The organism is Candidatus Omnitrophota bacterium (genome assembly GCA_003598025.1).
Taxonomy (GTDB): domain Bacteria; phylum Omnitrophota; class Gorgyraeia; order Gygaellales; family Profunditerraquicolaceae; genus Profunditerraquicola.
Genome location: QZKH01000009.1, coordinates 1 through 17,427 on the forward strand (window position 1 = coordinate 1; position 17,427 = coordinate 17,427).

The following is a 17,427-nucleotide window of genomic DNA, read 5'->3' on the forward strand; positions in this document are numbered from 1 at the left end:
CCTATACCAAAACATATAACCAGTCCCGACGCTCATTTGCATTCGGTCGGGATGCCGACTTCACGTACTTTGTGAACGTCGGCACTGAGCTAAGCGCCCGAATTAAAAATATTAATTCTTATTAAGCAAGTTTACCAAGTAAACCCATTACAAAAGCCATAACAAACAATGCTACTGTTTCAATAATACCCAAAACGACAATATAATTACCAAAACCTTTGCCTGTTTCACCCATAGCATCAGCTGCAACTGCTCCGGCTTTACCCTGCATATAAGCTGAAAGCCCCATAGCAATACCGCAAAAAATACCAACACCCCAGAGATAATTTCCCTTGAGGGCAAGCTCTGCCATTTTGTTCATAACTATCATGCCGTATATCGTCTGGGTCAGAGGAGCTCCTACAAAAGCTACTAACATAAAAGAAGCGGCTTTATTCTGAGCAAAAGCCTTTTTCCATGCCCCTGCCGCTGCCATACCGGCAACGCCTGTCCCGAGAGCTGAACCCATAGCTGAAAAAGCCAAGACAGCTGCTAAACCTAAATCTTTGAATTGAGACAAAATGTTTGCTTCCATATTATTTCTCCTTTATTTTAAAATTCCCGGTTCTTCCCGGAAAGGACTATAGCTGAAACCGCTCCATTTAATATCTAAATGGCTGCAGAATTCCAAAACATTCAATCTTACGCCATGGACTAGTATAGACATCGGGCCTAATACAATATTAAGAACGTGGCCTACCAATATAATCAAAACCGTTAATATTCCGGAAAGGAAACTTCCGAATCCTATACCCATTGCCATTTTATTAAAAGAATCAGCAACAGCAACAGTTGCCAGGCCTACGGCAAAAAGACGGATATAAGAAACTATGTCCGTAAAGTTATTTATCAGGTTTAATAATAAATTTCCAAGCCCGGATGCGATGCTTTTTAATATATTCTTCTGTGGATTAGAGAATAAAATTACCAGCGCACAACCTGCGATTATCATCCATTTCACAAAACCGGGGAAAACTTCTGCTAAAATAAGCAATTTTGCCAGGAAAAACGCTGACCACAATATTAGAATCCAGCCTATATCAGCCAGCATGCTCAGAGAAGGCGCTTTTACTGCCGCCCGCCAGGCATGGGCTATGCTTAAGTGCACAGCTCCTAAAAGAAAACAAAAAGCCTGGACGTTTTTATCTTCCCTTAAAGCCGGCAGCAAAGGCTTGATAGCTTGCGTAAGCCATTCCTGGCCAAAAAACGTACCGGTCAAAACACCCCAGATAATAGCACATAAGCTCAAAATATAAAATAAAATAAAAAGCGACGCGTTTGTTTTATGCGCGAATTTCCTGTTAAAAATAACGGTGATAATAAAAAATACCAGCCCGTATCCCGCATCTCCGATAAGCATACCAAAGAATATGGAAAAAAATACCAGGAACCACATACTGATATCCAGTTCCCTATACCCGGGGATAACTTCAACAACCTTAAATAAAGGGCTTATAATCGAAACCCATCTTGGATTACGTATCAAAGTAGGGACCATATCATCTTGGCCCGGGTCTTTTATCATCAAGCCCCATTTTTCTTGCCTGCTTAAATTATACAGATTGGATTCAGCATCATAAGGAAGATAACCGCTTAGATACATAATATCTCCGTCCTGCCCCATGCCTCTAAGAGTATTATGAAATTCCAAATCCCTCTCTATTGCAGACCTTACAGCTTTTAATTTATCTATATAAACAGAATATCTGCAAATATCATCCTTGATAATGCTCATCAAGCGACCGTCTTCGTATAGCCGCTTCTGCATTTTGCTTAACCCCATTGATGGCAGAGCTAACTCTTTAAAAGGTATTTCTGCTTTTCTGCCTTTACTTATGACTATGCAATTAATTAAACCTCCGGTTACAGATACTTTTTTCAATATGAACTCTTGGCTATTTATCGACTCAAACTCTTTGGCCGGTATTTGATACAGGCTTACAAAAATACCGGAGTTTGACAAAAGTTTAATTTCTTCAGGATCAAAATCGCCCCATAGCTGCCATTGTGTTATTCTATTCTTTAAGTGGTGAGAATATTCCTCCAGCTGTTCAAGCCTGTTATTTAAGTCGATTATATGTTTTACAAGAAAACGCCAATCCTGATCAAATTTTGGTTTGCCGGGCGAACAAACTTTAGAGAATTCCGGACTCGATAATATTGCCAATACACTGTTCACAGAGAGAATATCGTCGTTTAACCCCTGTATCTCTTGCCCGTGGGGAACCTGCTGATGCTCAATATGCACCGCCCCAAGCTTTCTTAAGTGCAGTGTGGCGCTGGATGCATCTTTTGACTGCACAAAAACAAATATTTTTTTCATCGGGACAATCATGCGGCAACCTCGGATAAAATCAGGTTTTCTATTTTACGTTTGGCCATTTTGCTCCTGCCAACTGCATTTGTCATTTGGTCCCCAAGATATATCTTAATCAATCTTATTGCCTCTTCTGATTCGGGTATCTTAACTTTCTCAAAGAGATTAACCCTTTGGGTCGTCACACGCAATTCGTGCTTTAGTATATTTATGCCTTTATCAATAATGTTGATTTCTGCCTGGAGAGAAATCAATTCCTTAAGCGCCTCAATTGCATTATCTACCCATAAAGGTGTCGTGAAAAGATCATATTCCGTCTCTTTAAATTCAGCCTTTTCAAAAACCGGGATATCTACACCTGCTATATTATGTATGGAGGTCACGGTTTTTTCGAAAGCGAATAGCTCTTTTATGTTTACCTGTGGTTCGGCCAAAAGCCCTGCCCAGACAAATATGCTCTTAAGCTTCTTCTCCCTGTGTTTATCAGCCTGGTCTTTTAAGGATAGCTGGCGCAATATTTCCATCTGCAGCTGTTGCTTCTTTAGCTGTAACGTGGGCAGATATCTTTCGTATTGCCTTAGAGCATCTCTTTGCCTCTTTAATTCCCCTTTAGTAAGCTTTATCTTCCCCATATTTATGAACTATGAACCTCGAGCTATGAACTATTTCGGCCAATACTGTTCTATCACAGACTGTTTTATGCCGGTCTCTTCCGGGGTAAAACAAGCTGATAGTATCTGCCAACCCTTATCCAAAGCCTTCTCAAGAGGGATATTGACCTCTAGAGACATCATTTCCTTCTCAAATAAATCACCGTATTTTAAAAGTTTATTATCCCAGCCACTCATCTGGAAACCCATAGCCCGTTTCTCAAGCGCCTCACGGTAGCTGGCAAAAAGCTGAATCATTGTATCCATTATCGTCCTATGATCAGGGCGCGTCTTGCCATTGACCTGCTGTTTAAGGCGACTTAAAGAACCGAAAGGCTCGATTACTCTATTCTTTAAATAAAACTGGCCTTCGGTAATATATCCTGTGTTATCAGGGACAGGATGCGTGACATCATCGCCAGGCATAGTAGTCACGGCAAGTATAGTTATTGAGCCTGCCGTATCAAAATCAACGGCCTTTTCATATCTTGCCGCCAGTTGACTATACAGGTCTCCTGGGTAACCGCGGTTAGAAGGCACCTGTTCCATCGTAATCGAAATTTCTTTAAGTGCATCCGCAAAATTAGTCATATCAGTCAGTAAAACCAAGACTCTCTTGCCTGAAAGAGCAAATTGCTCAGCTACTGCCAGGCTTATATCCGGGACCAATAAGCATTCTACGGTAGGGTCTGCTGCAGTATGTATAAAAAATATTGAGCGCGATAGAGCTCCCTGTTCCTGCAGTTTATCTCTGAAAAATAAATAACTATCAAATTTTAAACCCATACCCCCGAGAATTATTATATCGACCTCCGCCTGTACTGCTATCCTGGCAAGAAGCTCATTATAGGGTTCTCCGGCAATTGAAAATATGGGCAGCTTCTGAGATTCAACAAGAGAGTTGAATACATCAATCATGGGGATACCGGTACGGATCATCTTATTCGGGATAATCCTTTTTACCGGGTTTACTGAAGGGCTGCCTATTTCAACCTGGTTATCGCCAAGTGCGGGCCCTTTATCCAGGGGCTGGCCGCTTCCATTAAAAATTCTTCCCAAAAGCGCATCGCCGCTTGTTATACGCATTGGATGGCCGAAAAACCTCACTTTATCTCCCGTAGATATTCCTTTGCTTCCGGCAAAAACCTGCAGATACACTTTATTGTTGTCGATCCTTATTACCTGCGCAAGTGATATCCCGTATCTGGTGGTAACTTCGGCGATTTCCATATAACCAACATTATCGGCCTCAACAGTAATAACATCCCCTGATATTTGTATAATATTTGTATGTACTTTACGCATTGGTTTTATCTTTCTCTTTCCTATCTAAACTCGCCTCATTTAATAACTCTTCGATTTCTGCCTGTGTCCTTTTAAAGCCCTCGGATTGCCAGCTGGCAGAATTCCAGGTTTTGAATTTTTGCCTAAGCTTATGGAAAAACTGCAAAGCATTATCTTTGTCGGCAAACCTAATTTCTCTTTCAAGTATATTATTATAAATAAATTCAAATATGAACTTCTGCCTTTCGGTGATAGTCGCTTCATCCACCTCATCAAAAGCATTTTGTTGCAGGTAAACAAAATCAAAAAAATCTCCTTTTAGGTAATCTATATAATCAGCCACAGACGTCCCTTCTTCTCCGATAACTTTCATCATTTGCGATACATCGTTACTTTTACGTAATATAGCATGGCCTTTTTTATTATGTTTTTCATTGATAAAGCTTGGGTATTTGCTCCAGCTTATCAGGGGATCGATAGAAGGGTACTTCCTGGCGTTAGAACGCTCGCGCGATAAACCGTGAAAAGCGCCTACGACCTTTAATGTCGCCTGAGTAACCGGCTCTTCAAAATTTCCTCCTGCAGGACTGACTGTCCCGCCTATGGTTACAGATCCGAGGGAGCCGTCATTAAGCCTGACAAAGCCTGCCCTTTCGTAAAAAGAAGCTATCCTGGACTCAAGATACGCAGGAAACGCCTCTTCTCCGGGGATCTCCTCTAATCTTCCGGACATCTCGCGCATTGCCTGAGCCCATCTGGAAGTAGAATCAGCTAACAGTAAAACGTTTAAGCCCATCTGACGGTAATATTCAGCTATTGTGGCTGCGGTATAAACACTTGACTCTCTTGCAGCAACAGGCATAGAGCTGGTGTTGCAAATAATCACTGTTCTTTCCATCAATGGCCTGGAAGTCTTTGGGTCGATCAACTCAGGAAAAGTCTTTAGCGTTTCTACTACTTCGCCGGCCCTCTCTCCGCATGCAGCTATAATTACAACATCAACCTCAGCATGTCTGCTGGTCAGCTGTTGGAGAACGGTCTTGCCCGCACCAAAAGGCCCGGGGATGCAATAAGTACCTCCTTTGGCTACCGGAAATAAAGAATCAATTATCCTCATTTTAGTTATAAGTGGTTCCTCCGGCTTCAATTTCTCGGCATAAGCTTTTATAGGCACCTTAACCGGCCAGGTCTGCTTGAGAAAAACTTCGTGTGTATTGCCGTTTGAATCTTTTATAGAAGCAATGCTATCTTTAAGGCTGTAACTCCCCGGGCTTGATATTCTTTCTACCTCAAAAATACCGGATAAACCAAAAGGAACCATTACAAAATGCTTAAAGATATTCTCTGTAACAAAACCTATTTTATCTCCTGCGCGTACCTTGGCTTTTTCTTTAACCAAGGGCTGAAAATCCCATTTTGAATCAGGGTTAAGAGGCTGCAGATAAACTCCGCGCTTAAGAAAAAATCCGCACTCTTTTGCCAGTTCGGGAAGTGGGTTTTGCAGGCCATCGAATATCTGGCCCAGCAATCCCGGCCCGAGTTCAACCGAAAGCAGCTCGCCGGTGAATTCAGCTACTTCTCCGACCTTTAAATCAACAGTATTCTCATAAACCTGAGTTTCAGCGAGCTTGCCGCGCACCCTAATTACCTCTGCCTTTAACCTTTGGTCGCCATGTATAATATAAGCTACTTCATTCTGTATCACAAAACTTTCCGCTTCCACAGTAACCATGTTGCCGTTTATCTTGACGATTTTGCCTGCCCTTAAAGAACTCATTTTTGCTATTCTCTCCTATCCATCCAGCCTTTATTTATTTCAGATATGCTCTTTAGAGCGCTCTCTTTATTAACTTGTCCGATATGATCCCAGCGATTTAATATTAGAAGCTTATACGCATAAACAATAAGTACATCAATATCAAAATAATGCCCTTGCGCCAATCCTTCCAAATACCGCCATTTTTCGTTATCTAAAGCCCTTTCAGCCTCAATCAGAGAAGGTATCCTGTGGATATTCATAGCAATATGCGCAAGCTCAACATCATATTCTAAATCTGGCCGCAAATATTTATCCGCTGGCACATGCTTACGGCTTGCCCGTATCTTTACCAACTCATTTCTTAATCCATTATTAAATCTGTACCAATATTTTATTGTGGGCTGCGTTAATGAATAGGCTTCTTCCTTTTCACTAAAGATACTTTTTATTATTTCCAAATCGCCTGAGCCTATCATTTCGGAACACAACCCAATGAATTTTTCAGGGGTAAACGGTGCTCGCATCCCAAATTGCAGCAAGGGTAAGCTCGAGATTAAATATATATAATAACTTGGCATTATCCCTTCTTGGAAGCTATCGGCTCTAGAATTTCTTTTAATTTCGGCTTAATTTGCGAACCAATAAATTCTGCTAAAGCTTTATCAGTAAAATCAAAATGTGATTTACCCGAATCAAAGCTTATTATGAACCCTGCTGATATCTCCTGAGATTGTTTAAGGACTATCTCTCTTTTGGCCTCATTTTTAAGTTTAGCCAAGAAAGTATCACTTAGCTTCTCTATATCGGCCTTGCTCACAGATATTATTATGTCCTCCTTGGAAGACTTATTGCAACCTTTTATTATGCTGTTCATCATATTACCTAATTCTTGGGGAGTTAAGGCTTCCTTAACCTGTAAATCAATAATCCTATCCAGGATATTATTAACCTCTCTCTTTAAGGTAATAATAAAATCTCTTCCTGCCTGGGAGAGCATGGCTTTACTGCTTTCTTCTTCCCTGGCAATATTATCTTTTGCCTGCTTGATAAGCCGCTCAGCTTCCTTCCTGGCTTCTGCAACAATACCGCTCGCTTTTAAGGCTGCCTCTTCTTCTATCTTTCTTGCCTTATCCTGGGCAGCCTTTATCCCTTCTTCCTGTATTTTCTGTATCAAACCTTTGATATCTTCCGGCATATTCCTCCCGCCTCTCTAATTAAGTTCTTTTAATAGCCGTTTAGCCATATCTAATGGATTCTCTGCTTTTAGAATCGGCCGGCCTACAACTATATAATTACTTCCTGCTTTTCGTGCTTGGCTTGCTGTAGCCACCCTCTTTTGATCATTAGCAGATACGCCTTCAGGCCTTATCCCCGGGGTAACTATAAGAAAAACCCTTTTGATATTTTCCCTTAAGAAAGCTGCTTCCCTGGCAGAACAAACAACGCCATCCAGGCCGCTTTCAATGCCAATTTTCGCTAAGGCTAAAACGCCGCTTAATTTAGTGTCCTTGCTGGTCAGAACCGTAACTCCTATAATCAATGGGCGCTTTTTTTTGATGGCTGCGGCCTCTTGGCTAGCTGCCTTAACCGCTGACCTAAGCATTTCCTGGCCGCCTGATATATGCAAAGTAATCATTTTTACATTTAATCTGACTGCCTCTTTTACCGCGTTTGCAACGGTGTTAGGAATATCAAAAAATTTAAGGTCAAGAAAAACCTGACCACCTTTCTTGTTAATAAAATCTATTATTTTAGGCCCGCAAGAAGTAAACAATTGTATGCCTACTTTGAAAATCTTTACCGTAGGGTAAAGTTTGTTGACCCATTTTTTTGCCTCTTCATAGCTATCCAAATCTAAAGCGAGAATTAAATCGGTCTTCAAACTTCAAGCCCTCCTATAATAGATCTAACTGTTTTTATCTTGTTTTTCGACAGATATTCTTCTAAGCCGGAAATTATTTTTATTGCCGTATCGGGATAAACAAAGTTGGCTGTCCCTATGCTTACTGCGGTTGCCCCAGCAACAATAAATTCAAGGGCATCTGAAGTATTCATTATACCACCCATGCCTATAATGGGAAGTTTTATGTTATTGAATACCTCCCAGGCCATCCTTACAGCAATAGGCCTGATTGCAGGGCCGCTTAAACCCCCTGTAACAGAGGCTATCTTTGGCCTACGGGTATTTATATTAATACACATACCTGATAATGTGTTAATCAAAGAGATGGCATCACTGCCTGCGCTTTCGGCAGCCCTAGCTATATCAGAAATACAAGTAACATTCGGAGAAAGCTTGGTAATTATTACCTTTCTCGTTTTTCTACGCACAGCCTTAACTAATTCATAAGTAGCGCGCGCATCCTGACTGATAAGACTTAACCCTTCTGCCCCTTGATTCCTTGATTCCTTCTTAATATTAGGGCAAGATATGTTCAACTCTATTGCGGATATCTCTTTTACTTTGTCGAGCAACGAAGCTAATTCGACAAACTCTGAAGCATCTTTTTCCGAAGCAATGCTTACAATAACCGGGGCACCGGTGCTAAGCAGGTATTTAAGTTTATCCTTAATAAAGGCATCAACGCCCGGATTTTCCAGCCCTATAGAATTCAATAATCCCGATGGAGTCTCGCAAGTCCGGGGAGCAGGGTTCCCTTTACGGGGCTTTAACGTAATTGTTTTTGTAACGATAGCCCCGAGCCTGCTAAGGTCCATAAATCCCTCGAATTCCTCGGCATAACCGAAAGTGCCCGATGCCACCATAACCGGGTTCTTTAATTTAAGTTTTCCTATGTTTATGCGAAGGTCTGTCTTCATATTTACTTAATAAAAATCATACGTAAAGAAATAGCTAACAAGAATAAACCAAAAAGCCTTTTAAGCATTTGCTCTGGTATGTTCTGCACAAGACTTGCTCCAATGAGCCCTCCGATAATGAATCCTATACAAATAAACATGGCCATGCCAAGTTTCACATTGCCGCTATAATAATAACGCAGCGCAGCTAACAAGCCTATCGGCGGCACCATTATGGCCAAAGTTGTCCCTTGCGCCTGATGTTGTGTCAACCCAAAAAAGAATATTAACGCGGGTATAAGTATCGAACCTCCACCTATACCAAACATACCGCCTAATACCCCTGCTACAAGCCCTAATATAACATAAAATACCTGTAACATAAACCCTCCTTGAGCTACTTCCAAATTAATTCTTCGGCATTAAAAACAGGGCCGTCTTTACAAACCCGCCTATACCCTGTTTTAGTATCAACAACGCAACCCAAGCAGGCCCCGATACCGCAAGCCATATGCTCTTCCATTGAGACCTGCGCCGATATATTCATGCCGGATGAAATCCTGCTTATCTCTTTTAACATAGGCTTTGGGCCGCAGGCATATATTTTTGTATTGCGTATTGCGTATTGCGTATTGCGCAAAATATACTCTAATAACTCTGTAGCTTTTCCTTTAAACCCTCTTGAGCCGTCATCGGTAGCAATCTTAACAACGCAACCCAGCTTCTTAAACTCATCCTCGCATAATATTTGATTTTTTGACTTTGCCCCAATCAACACTAATACTCTATGTCTTTGCGACCGAAGGGAGTCCTGAGCGACTTGTGGTGAGCGAAGTCGAACCAAGTCGAAGGATGACTTTGTGACTTTATGACCTGTTATCTTTTCCGCAAGAAATAGTAACGGCGCAGTACCCATTCCTCCGGCGACAATGACTGTCGGCTGATAGCTGACGGCTGATAGCTGACGACTTATAGCTGACGGCTGATATTCAAATCCATTACCCAACGGGCCGATAATATTAATTCTTGCACCGCTTTTGATTTGGGATAACAACCCTGTACCTTTGCCTAAGGCCTCATAAAGGATAGTAAAGTTTCCGTTGCCCGCCTTGTGTATACTAAAAGGCCTTCTTAAAAAAGCCTCTTCCTTGCCGCTAATCATTACTTGCACAAAATGTCCCGGCCGGGCATATTTTGCGATAGAAACACAACTAAAGACGATTTTGTAATAATTTAACGCGATATGTTTATTAGATAATACTCTGGCCTCTGTTTGGAAAACTCGTTCCGTCATTTTTATTTTTGGCATTTTGCGCAGAAATAAGTACCCCTGCCCCCCAAAACGATTCTTTTAACCGGAGACTTACAGATAAAACATGGCTTGCCTTCTCTGCCATACACCTTATGATACCGCACATAATTACCGGGTTTCCCTGAAAGCCGCACATAATCATCTACTGATGAGCCCCCGTGTTTTATTGCATCGGACAAGACCCTTTTGACAGCATAAAAAAGCTCTGCCTTTTCTTTATCAATTAGGGCCATTGCCGGTTTACTCGGATTTATTTTAGCAAGAAATAGGCTTTCTGCGGCATAAAGGTTACCTATGCCGGAAATGAATTTTTGATCCATAAGCAGCGGTTTGATTTTAGTCTTTTTTTTAGCGAGCATATCCTTAAACTGGGTGAGAGTCAAATCAAATGGCTCCGGACCTAATTCTTTAATGTAACTTAGCTTATGCCAATCATCAAGCAGCCTTAATTCAGCAAATAACCTTTGATCGTTAAAATCAAGAACGGTGCCATCTGATAAATTAAAGCTGACCCTGCTTTTCTTTCCTCCGCCGGGATAAACCAGCTGGCCGGTCATTTTCAGATGGATCGTCAAAAATTTTCCATTAGACAGTTCCAGGATTAAAAGCTTTGCTTTACGTATTATATTTCTGATTACTGTATTTTCTATGCCTTTTTTAAATTCTTCCACCGATGGATAACGGATCACTAAAGGGTGATGTACGCATACCTCTTTAATTCTTTTGCCTAAAAGAGTTTTCTCTAAATCATTTTTGATTGTCTCTACTTCCGGCAATTCAGGCATTTTTCTCCAGCTGGCTTAACAAATACCCATAAACAATGAACCAAGATCTATAAATTTAAACCTTTTTTGTGTCTTTGTGACGTGTGACTTTGTGTCTAAATACTCTAATCTATTTCTATGAACTATCAACAATGAACTACCTTAACCCATACCTCTCTTGATCGCGGGCCATCACTTTCACAAAAATATATCCCCTGCCATGCACCTAAAGCCATCTCTCCGCCGGTGATAAAAATACTTAATGATGCCCCCAGCAGTGACGACCTTATATGACTGTCAGAATTACCCTCTGCGTGCTCATAAGGATAATCCTCGGGTATAAGTTTACTGAGTAAGCTTATGATATCTTTCCTGGCAGAAGGATCGGCATTTTCATTAATAGTAAGCCCCGCAGTTGTATGGGGGCAAAAAATAAAACAAATACCTTCTTTAACCCTGCTTACCGCTACGATTCTCTTGATTCGCTCGGTAATATCTAGCAGCTCAAATCTTTTATTTGTTTTTATGCTTAGTTTTTCCAACTTTTGCATCCCGATGGTAACCCTGCAACGATTTCACGCCCAGCTTCTTATTGAGTATCGTCTCTATACCGTTTACTGTGGCCTGAGCGCCTGATATTGTAGTGGTATAAGCAATATTATAATGAATGACATGCGATCTGATTTTTACCTCGTCTTTTCTCGGCATTCTTCCGGAAGGCGTATTTATTACAAGCTGTATTTTATTGTCTTTCATCAAGTCCAATATATTTGGCCTGCCTTCAGCTATTTTGTAAAGCACCTTCACGGCAATACCGCCCCGTTTCAATATTTGAGCTGTCCCGATGGTAGCAAATATATTAAATCCGAGTATCTTTAATTTTCTGGCAATGGGGACTATCGCAGTTTTATCTTTATCCCTGACTGAAATAAAGACATTCCCTTTACCCGGAAGGTTCTGGCCTGCGGCAAGCTGACTTTTAATATAAGCGCTTCCAAAATCATTATCTATGCCCATAACTTCGCCTGTTGACTTCATTTCCGGGCCCAAAGCAATATCAACTCCAGGGAAACGGTTAAAAGGGAATACCGATTCTTTTACTGCTACATGCCTCGGGATAATTTCTTTAGTAAAGCCCATATCTTTTAATGAAGAACCAACCATAATTTTTGTAGCCAGCTTAGCTAAAGGAATACCTATCGCCTTGGAGACAAAAGGCACCGTCCTGGATGCGCGGGGATTTACCTCCAGGACAAAAACCTTTGAATCTTTAACGGCATATTGCACATTCATCAGGCCTACTATTTTTAATTCTTTTGCCATCTTATATGTAGCTTCACGGATTTGGCTTAACACAGACGGTGACAGGCTAAATGATGGGATGGCCATCGCAGAATCACCTGAATGGATACCCGCTTCTTCTATATGCTCCATTATTCCGCCGATAACAAAATCCTTCCCGTCACCGATCAAGTCAACATCAACCTCAAGCGCATCCTCTAAGAATTTATCTATAAGTATGGGGTGCTCACCGGAAACCTTGGCCGCTTCTTTTATAAACACCTCTAACGTGCTTTCTTCGTATACAATTTCCATTGCACGACCGCCCAATACGTATGATGGCCTTACCAGAACAGGATAGCCTATTTTACGCGCCACTTCCCTTGCCTCAATAAAATTAAATGCTGTTCCGTTCTCCGGCTGCACGATGCCCAATTTTTTTAACATCTGCTGAAATCGCTTCCTATCCTCAGCTATATCTATACTATCTGCGCTGGTACCAAGTAAATTCACGCCCGATTCTCTCAAAGAAACAGCTAAATTTAAAGGGGTTTGCCCTCCGAACTGGACGATTACACCCATAGGCTTTTCAATCTCAATGATATTGGATATATCCTCAAAGGTCAGCGGCTCAAAGTAGAGCTTATCTGATGTATCGTAATCCGTAGATACTGTTTCGGGATTGCAATTGACCATTATGCTTTTTATGCCCTCTTCTTTGAGCGCAAAAGCAGCATGGCAACAACAATAATCAAATTCAATACCCTGACCAATTCTATTAGGGCCTCCGCCTAAAATAATAACTCTCTTCTCTTTCATATCATTTTAACCTTTTCTTAACCTCTGATATTGCCTGAGTTATACTATCAACGCTTATAACTCCGGGTATATCCCAAGAGCCGAGGCTGATTACAGGAATGCCGAACTGTAAACAATAGGCTATTTCCGATAAAGTCCCTGCTTCCCCGGGAAGAGCTATCACAATATCCGCACTCTTAACTACTAATACATTTCTGGCTAAGCCTAACCCTGTAGGTATAACAATATCTATGAATTTGTTAGCGTCGTTCTTTTTGTAACTCGGTATAATACCTATAGTTATACCATTTCCCTCTTTGAATCCCTTATTAACTGCTTCCATTACTCCACTTAAGCCGCCAGAAACCAAAATATCAACCACTTTAGCCAAATTTTTACCTAAATTAAGGGCTAAACACTCCACCCTGCTATTACTTTTGTGCCCACCTATTACCGCGATAACCTTTTTTTGCATATGCTTATTCCTTGTGTTAAGCTTTCAGCTCTTTTAAGCTCGTGCGCCTGGGCCGAATCGAACGGCCACACATGGCTCCGGAGGCCATTGCGCTATCCGTTGCGCTACAGGCGCTCAATACTTGCCAAAACGACAAATCTAGCTGCAGAATTATTTCAATAAGCGCTCTCTGCGTAAATATCGTAGCGAGAAATCTGCGGGACTATTTGAAAGCTTAATTCACCCAATCTGGCTTCAAAAGTCTTGGTTTTGCCTACTGGAAAATTCTTTATCTTGAGCATGGCAGTACCTACCGGGACGTTACCAATAAATACTACGATTCGGAAAACCACAGAGCTAAAATTCTTCCCTGAATCATTGGTAATCTCACCTGTAATAAGCAGCCAATTTTCCTGCTCATGTTTCTTAAAATGGATATTGGTGTAAGTAAATCTCATTATCTGGTTGCTAGAATAAACTCAGTTGTTCTTCGTCTTTTTCTTTATGTTCCTGGTTAAAAACTTTTATTACTCCATACTCTCCGTCAAAACCGGCTTTAACATTGACCTTGCCCTCACGCATCCGGATTATCCCCTCAGAGATACGGCCGGGCAACCTTTCTTTAAGCTCCTGGGTGCTTGCCTTTAATAATACATTGAATTCGCTGCCGAATTTGGAAATAATACCCATAAATTCCTTTTCTACAGCTTGTGATGTTTTAGAGACATTTTTCGTTTCTGCTATAATCTCATCCAGAGGGATAAGATTTTTATATGGGATAGAATTCTCAGGCACATATCCAAGCGGCCTATCTGCAAGCTGCTCAACCCTGTTCATAACACCTACTGTTACCTGCTTTCCGCATTTAGGGCATTTGCCCTTATTCTTCCTCGTTTCTTCGGGAGAAAGCCTTACATCACACAATCTATGGCCGTCGAAATGATACTTTCCTTCTTCGGGGAAAAATTCAATAGTGTATAAAAGCTTTTTCTTGTCTTTATTTTTTAACGTGTCCCTTATCTCCTGATAGCTAAGGCCGCAATCAAAGACATTCGCCTCGCGCCCGATTTTTGAAGGAGAATGGGAATCGCTATTAGAAATAAGGGTAAATGGATCTAATGCGCTCAGCCTCCAATTCATCGCCGGGTCGCTGGAAAGGCCTGTTTCCAATGCGAATATTTTGCCTGTCTGGTCCTCAAAACAATCCTCTATACGGTCAAACCCAGACATCGATCCAAAAAGAGAAAACCATGGGGTCCAGATATGTCCCGGCACGATCATACAGCTTTCGTCTATATCAAAAACTATCTCGGCCAAGTCCCTTGCGTCTATGCCTAATATCGGGCGGCCGTCACTGGCAATATTGCCTCTTTTGCCCAAGGCAGAGTTTATCTTATCTGTTGTTTTAAAAGACGGTGAAATTATAAGGTTGTGTATCCTGTAAGTCTTACCCTTCTTTGAATAAATGCTGCTTACTTCTGACGTGAGTATAAAATGTATTCCCTTGTGTATAAAAAGCCCATTGCCCAAATCCTCGAGCTTGCCTTTAAGCTCCTCAAGCCACAAATGATGAGTAAAATCTCCTGTACCCATCAAGGCTATACCTTTAAGCTTAGCCCACTGGCTAATATGCTCGATATCCATATCTCTTGACGTGGCACGGGAGTATTTTGAATGAATATGAAAATCAGCTATAAATTCCATGACTTTCTTATAATCATATCAGAATTAAAAACAATATTCAACCGCTTAAACAGGTATTAGCCCTTTGAATAAACAATGCTGCCCTTGCAAATAGTGTATTCAACCAACCCAAATAACTTTTTGTTAATAAACGGGGAATTTTTTGATTTTGACAGGAAAAATTCTTTTTCAACAACCCATTCTGTTTCAGGAGATACTATAGCGATATCTGCATCTTCTCCCTCTTTTACAAGGCCTTTTTTTAGCCCCAAAACCCTGGCTGGGTTAACGGTTAATTTCATTAATAACTGCGGCCAGTCTAAAATCTTGGTTTTTACCAATTCAGTATAGGAAACGGCTAATAAGGTCTCAAGGCCGATAACGCCAAAAGCAGCCCGCTCAAATTCGATCTCTTTTTCATTTTCTGTATGGGGAGCGTGGTCCGAAGCGATAATGTCTATTATACCTTCCTTTAAAGCTCCCCTTAATGCAAGAAGGTCTTCTTTTCTGCGTAATGGCGGGTTCATCTTCATGTTTGTATCAAAACCCTCCACCGCGCTTTCATCCAAAGTAAAATAGTGCGGCGCTGTTTCTGCTGTAATGTTGACGCCAGTTTTTTTGGCCTCAGCGATTAACTCAATAGATTCTTTAGAGCTCACATGGGCAATATGAATATGGGAGCCGCTTTTCTTAGCTAAATTTATATCCCTGCTGACTCTTTTATATTCCGATTCCCTCGAAATGCCTCTTAACCCGAGCTTTGTCGAATAAAAACCCGCGTTAATGACTCCTCCCGCAGAAAGGCTTAAGTCTTCGCAATGGCATATCACCGGGACTCCGGCTTTTTTTGCAGCCTTAAAAGCGCTGAACATAACATTATCGTCATCGACTGAATTGCCGTCTTCAGAAATAGCTAAAGCTCCGCTTTTTTTTAGTGCCGCGATATCCACAAGCTCTTTGCCTTTTCGTTCTTTGGTAATAGCTCCGCAAATAAACACATTTACATTGGCAGTTTTCTGAATTATGTCTTTAAGCAATTTTATATTGCCGGCTGAGTCCATAGCCGGATCAGTATTGGGCATGGCTAATACTGAAGTTACCCCGCCCTTGGCTGCTGCCAGTGTACCGCTTTGCACTGTTTCCTTATCTTCTCTGCCGGGCTCCCTTAGGTGGACATGCATATCGATAAGGCCGGGCACCGCTATTTTATTGGCAGCATCGATAATTTTGGGCGCGCCTGCCTTGATATTTTTCCCGATTTTTAAAATCTTTGAGCCGTCGATAAGGATATCTGCTATCTGGTCAAGTTTATCGGCAGGACTTATAATTCTTGCGTCCTTAATCAACAGTTTCATTTTTTCGCCTTTCATTGGCCTGGGCAACCAAAAATAACACCGCCATTCTTACCGCTATGCCGTTAGTCACCTGCTCTAAAATAACTGAATTATCTCCGTCCGCAACATCGCTGGACATCTCTATCCCCCTATTAATTGGCCCGGGATGCATAACAATTATCTTCTTTGCGCTTTTATTTAATCTCTCTTTTGTTATACCGAACTCCCTGAAATATTCAAGCTGTTTTGGAAAGGCGTCTTTTTCATCGCGCTCAAACTGCATGCGCAGGACATTTACGGCATCTGCATTTTTAAGGGCGGATTCTATATTATTCGTGATCTTGACGCCCATCTTTTCTATCCCGTCAGGTATCAGCATCTTTGGCGCGCAGACTGTTACGTTCCCCCCGAGTTTAGTGAGCCCCCATATATTTGACCTTGCCACTCTTGAGTGCGCGATATCGCCGACTATACTCACATTTAAACCTTCTATTCGCCCTAGTTTTTCCTTTAAAGTAAATATATCCAGCAAGGCCTGGGTCGGATGCTCATGCCAGCCATCGCCTCCATTAACAACACTGATATCAAGGCTACGGGCAAGCATATGTGCTGCACCCGAACAATTATGCCGCATCACTATTATATCTGCATTTAATGCCTGTATGTTTTTCCCGGTATCTATAAGCGTTTCTCCTTTACGGACGCTGGATGTCTCGGTGGCAATATTTATCACATCTGCGGATAGTCTTTTTGCGGCTACTTCGAATGAAACCCTTGTACGGGTAGAAGGTTCATAAAACAAATTAACTACGGTCTTGCCTCTTAAAGCAGGGACTTTCTTGATCTCTCTGGTTGAAACCTCTTTAAACGAATCTGCCGTGCTTAAAATAAGTTCAATTTCTTCTCTGCTTAAATATTCTAATCCTAACAAATCTTTCTTTGTCCAAACCATA

General features: G+C 41.4%; 19 protein-coding genes and 1 tRNA gene. All 20 read right to left on the bottom strand.

The features are described 5' to 3' along the window. Window positions 1-121 precede the first annotated feature (121 nt). Window positions 122-574: a V-type ATP synthase subunit K gene (locus C4533_07375; GenBank protein RJP27282.1), complete on the bottom strand. Its 453-nt coding sequence runs from the start codon at window positions 572-574 to the stop codon at window positions 122-124. Window positions 575-586: 12 nt separating this feature from the next. After that, on the bottom strand, window positions 587-2,374 hold the full coding sequence (locus C4533_07380) for a hypothetical protein (protein ID RJP27283.1): 1,788 nt from the start codon (window positions 2,372-2,374) through the stop codon (window positions 587-589). Then, entirely contained in the window at window positions 2,371-2,988 is a 618-nt protein-coding gene (locus tag C4533_07385; protein RJP27284.1) for a V-type ATP synthase subunit D, read from the bottom strand. Before C4533_07385 ends, C4533_07380 begins: the two co-directional genes overlap by 4 nt. Window positions 2,989-3,018: 30 nt before the next feature. After that, window positions 3,019-4,311 (bottom strand): V-type ATP synthase subunit B, encoded by a 1,293-nt coding sequence (locus C4533_07390; protein RJP27285.1) that lies wholly within the window; start codon window positions 4,309-4,311, stop codon window positions 3,019-3,021. After that, window positions 4,304-6,067, bottom strand: a complete 1,764-nt coding sequence (locus tag C4533_07395) for a V-type ATP synthase subunit A (protein RJP27286.1) — start codon at window positions 6,065-6,067, stop codon at window positions 4,304-4,306. Before C4533_07395 ends, C4533_07390 begins: the two co-directional genes overlap by 8 nt. Window positions 6,068-6,072: 5 nt before the next feature. Further along, window positions 6,073-6,627, bottom strand: coding sequence for a DUF2764 family protein (locus tag C4533_07400; protein RJP27287.1), 555 nt, complete (start codon window positions 6,625-6,627; stop codon window positions 6,073-6,075). After that, window positions 6,627-7,244, bottom strand: coding sequence for a hypothetical protein (locus C4533_07405; GenBank protein RJP27288.1), 618 nt, complete (start codon window positions 7,242-7,244; stop codon window positions 6,627-6,629). The genes C4533_07400 and C4533_07405 overlap by 1 nt, the downstream gene beginning before the upstream one ends. Window positions 7,245-7,259: 15 nt before the next feature. Continuing rightward, the gene (locus C4533_07410) at window positions 7,260-7,931 is read right to left on the bottom strand and encodes an orotidine-5'-phosphate decarboxylase (protein ID RJP27289.1); all 672 of its coding nucleotides are present in this window, start codon (window positions 7,929-7,931) and stop codon (window positions 7,260-7,262) included. Continuing rightward, window positions 7,928-8,869 (bottom strand): dihydroorotate dehydrogenase, encoded by a 942-nt coding sequence (locus C4533_07415; GenBank protein RJP27290.1) that lies wholly within the window; start codon window positions 8,867-8,869, stop codon window positions 7,928-7,930. The genes C4533_07410 and C4533_07415 overlap by 4 nt, the downstream gene beginning before the upstream one ends. Before the next feature lie 2 nt (window positions 8,870-8,871). After that, window positions 8,872-9,231: a sulfite exporter TauE/SafE family protein gene (locus C4533_07420; GenBank protein ID RJP27291.1), complete on the bottom strand. Its 360-nt coding sequence runs from the start codon at window positions 9,229-9,231 to the stop codon at window positions 8,872-8,874. Window positions 9,232-9,245: 14 nt separating this feature from the next. After that, a complete protein-coding gene (locus tag C4533_07425) occupies window positions 9,246-10,157 on the bottom strand; it encodes a dihydroorotate dehydrogenase electron transfer subunit (GenBank protein RJP27292.1) in 912 nt (303 codons plus the stop codon). Continuing rightward, window positions 10,145-10,945, bottom strand: a complete 801-nt coding sequence (mutM, locus tag C4533_07430; protein RJP27293.1) for a DNA-formamidopyrimidine glycosylase — start codon at window positions 10,943-10,945, stop codon at window positions 10,145-10,147. Before mutM ends, C4533_07425 begins: the two co-directional genes overlap by 13 nt. A gap of 125 nt (window positions 10,946-11,070) precedes the next feature. Then, window positions 11,071-11,475, bottom strand: a complete 405-nt coding sequence (locus C4533_07435) for a YjbQ family protein (GenBank protein RJP27294.1) — start codon at window positions 11,473-11,475, stop codon at window positions 11,071-11,073. After that, window positions 11,438-13,024: a carbamoyl-phosphate synthase large subunit gene (locus C4533_07440; protein ID RJP27295.1), complete on the bottom strand. Its 1,587-nt coding sequence runs from the start codon at window positions 13,022-13,024 to the stop codon at window positions 11,438-11,440. Before C4533_07440 ends, C4533_07435 begins: the two co-directional genes overlap by 38 nt. Before the next feature lies 1 nt (window position 13,025). Beyond that, window positions 13,026-13,478, bottom strand: a complete 453-nt coding sequence (locus tag C4533_07445) for a TIGR00725 family protein (GenBank protein RJP27296.1) — start codon at window positions 13,476-13,478, stop codon at window positions 13,026-13,028. A gap of 39 nt (window positions 13,479-13,517) precedes the next feature. Beyond that, window positions 13,518-13,592: transfer RNA gene (locus C4533_07450), tRNA-Arg, on the bottom strand. A gap of 41 nt (window positions 13,593-13,633) precedes the next feature. Continuing rightward, the gene (locus C4533_07455; protein ID RJP27297.1) at window positions 13,634-13,915 is read right to left on the bottom strand and encodes a hypothetical protein; all 282 of its coding nucleotides are present in this window, start codon (window positions 13,913-13,915) and stop codon (window positions 13,634-13,636) included. A gap of 10 nt (window positions 13,916-13,925) precedes the next feature. Beyond that, window positions 13,926-15,161: a DNA helicase UvrD gene (locus tag C4533_07460; protein RJP27298.1), complete on the bottom strand. Its 1,236-nt coding sequence runs from the start codon at window positions 15,159-15,161 to the stop codon at window positions 13,926-13,928. A gap of 56 nt (window positions 15,162-15,217) precedes the next feature. Continuing rightward, the gene (locus C4533_07465) at window positions 15,218-16,495 is read right to left on the bottom strand and encodes a dihydroorotase (protein ID RJP27430.1); all 1,278 of its coding nucleotides are present in this window, start codon (window positions 16,493-16,495) and stop codon (window positions 15,218-15,220) included. After that, complete coding sequence (locus tag C4533_07470) at window positions 16,479-17,426, bottom strand: aspartate carbamoyltransferase catalytic subunit (protein ID RJP27431.1); 948 nt, start codon at window positions 17,424-17,426, stop codon at window positions 16,479-16,481. Before C4533_07470 ends, C4533_07465 begins: the two co-directional genes overlap by 17 nt. Window position 17,427: the final 1 nt, after the last annotated feature.

Bases quoted from the DNA above. Each gene is read 5' to 3' on its own strand.
- C4533_07375 (RJP27282.1), bottom strand. From the start codon at position 574: ATGGAAGCAAACATTTTGTCTCAATTCAAAGATTTAGGTTTAGCAGCT.
- C4533_07380 (RJP27283.1), bottom strand. From the start codon at position 2,374: ATGATTGTCCCGATGAAAAAAATATTTGTTTTTGTGCAGTCAAAAGAT.
- C4533_07385 (RJP27284.1), bottom strand. From the start codon at position 2,988: ATGGGGAAGATAAAGCTTACTAAAGGGGAATTAAAGAGGCAAAGAGAT.
- C4533_07390 (RJP27285.1), bottom strand. From the start codon at position 4,311: ATGCGTAAAGTACATACAAATATTATACAAATATCAGGGGATGTTATT.
- C4533_07395 (RJP27286.1), bottom strand. From the start codon at position 6,067: ATGAGTTCTTTAAGGGCAGGCAAAATCGTCAAGATAAACGGCAACATG.
- C4533_07400 (RJP27287.1), bottom strand. From the start codon at position 6,627: ATGCCAAGTTATTATATATATTTAATCTCGAGCTTACCCTTGCTGCAA.
- C4533_07405 (RJP27288.1), bottom strand. From the start codon at position 7,244: ATGCCGGAAGATATCAAAGGTTTGATACAGAAAATACAGGAAGAAGGG.
- C4533_07415 (RJP27290.1), bottom strand. From the start codon at position 8,869: ATGAAGACAGACCTTCGCATAAACATAGGAAAACTTAAATTAAAGAAC.
- C4533_07420 (RJP27291.1), bottom strand. From the start codon at position 9,231: ATGTTACAGGTATTTTATGTTATATTAGGGCTTGTAGCAGGGGTATTA.
- C4533_07425 (RJP27292.1), bottom strand. From the start codon at position 10,157: ATGCCAAAAATAAAAATGACGGAACGAGTTTTCCAAACAGAGGCCAGA.
- mutM (RJP27293.1), bottom strand. From the start codon at position 10,945: ATGCCTGAATTGCCGGAAGTAGAGACAATCAAAAATGATTTAGAGAAA.
- C4533_07435 (RJP27294.1), bottom strand. From the start codon at position 11,475: ATGCAAAAGTTGGAAAAACTAAGCATAAAAACAAATAAAAGATTTGAG.
- C4533_07440 (RJP27295.1), bottom strand. From the start codon at position 13,024: ATGAAAGAGAAGAGAGTTATTATTTTAGGCGGAGGCCCTAATAGAATT.
- C4533_07445 (RJP27296.1), bottom strand. From the start codon at position 13,478: ATGCAAAAAAAGGTTATCGCGGTAATAGGTGGGCACAAAAGTAATAGC.
- C4533_07455 (RJP27297.1), bottom strand. From the start codon at position 13,915: ATGAGATTTACTTACACCAATATCCATTTTAAGAAACATGAGCAGGAA.
- C4533_07460 (RJP27298.1), bottom strand. From the start codon at position 15,161: ATGGAATTTATAGCTGATTTTCATATTCATTCAAAATACTCCCGTGCC.
- C4533_07465 (RJP27430.1), bottom strand. From the start codon at position 16,495: ATGAAACTGTTGATTAAGGACGCAAGAATTATAAGTCCTGCCGATAAA.
- C4533_07470 (RJP27431.1), bottom strand. From the start codon at position 17,426: ATGGTTTGGACAAAGAAAGATTTGTTAGGATTAGAATATTTAAGCAGA.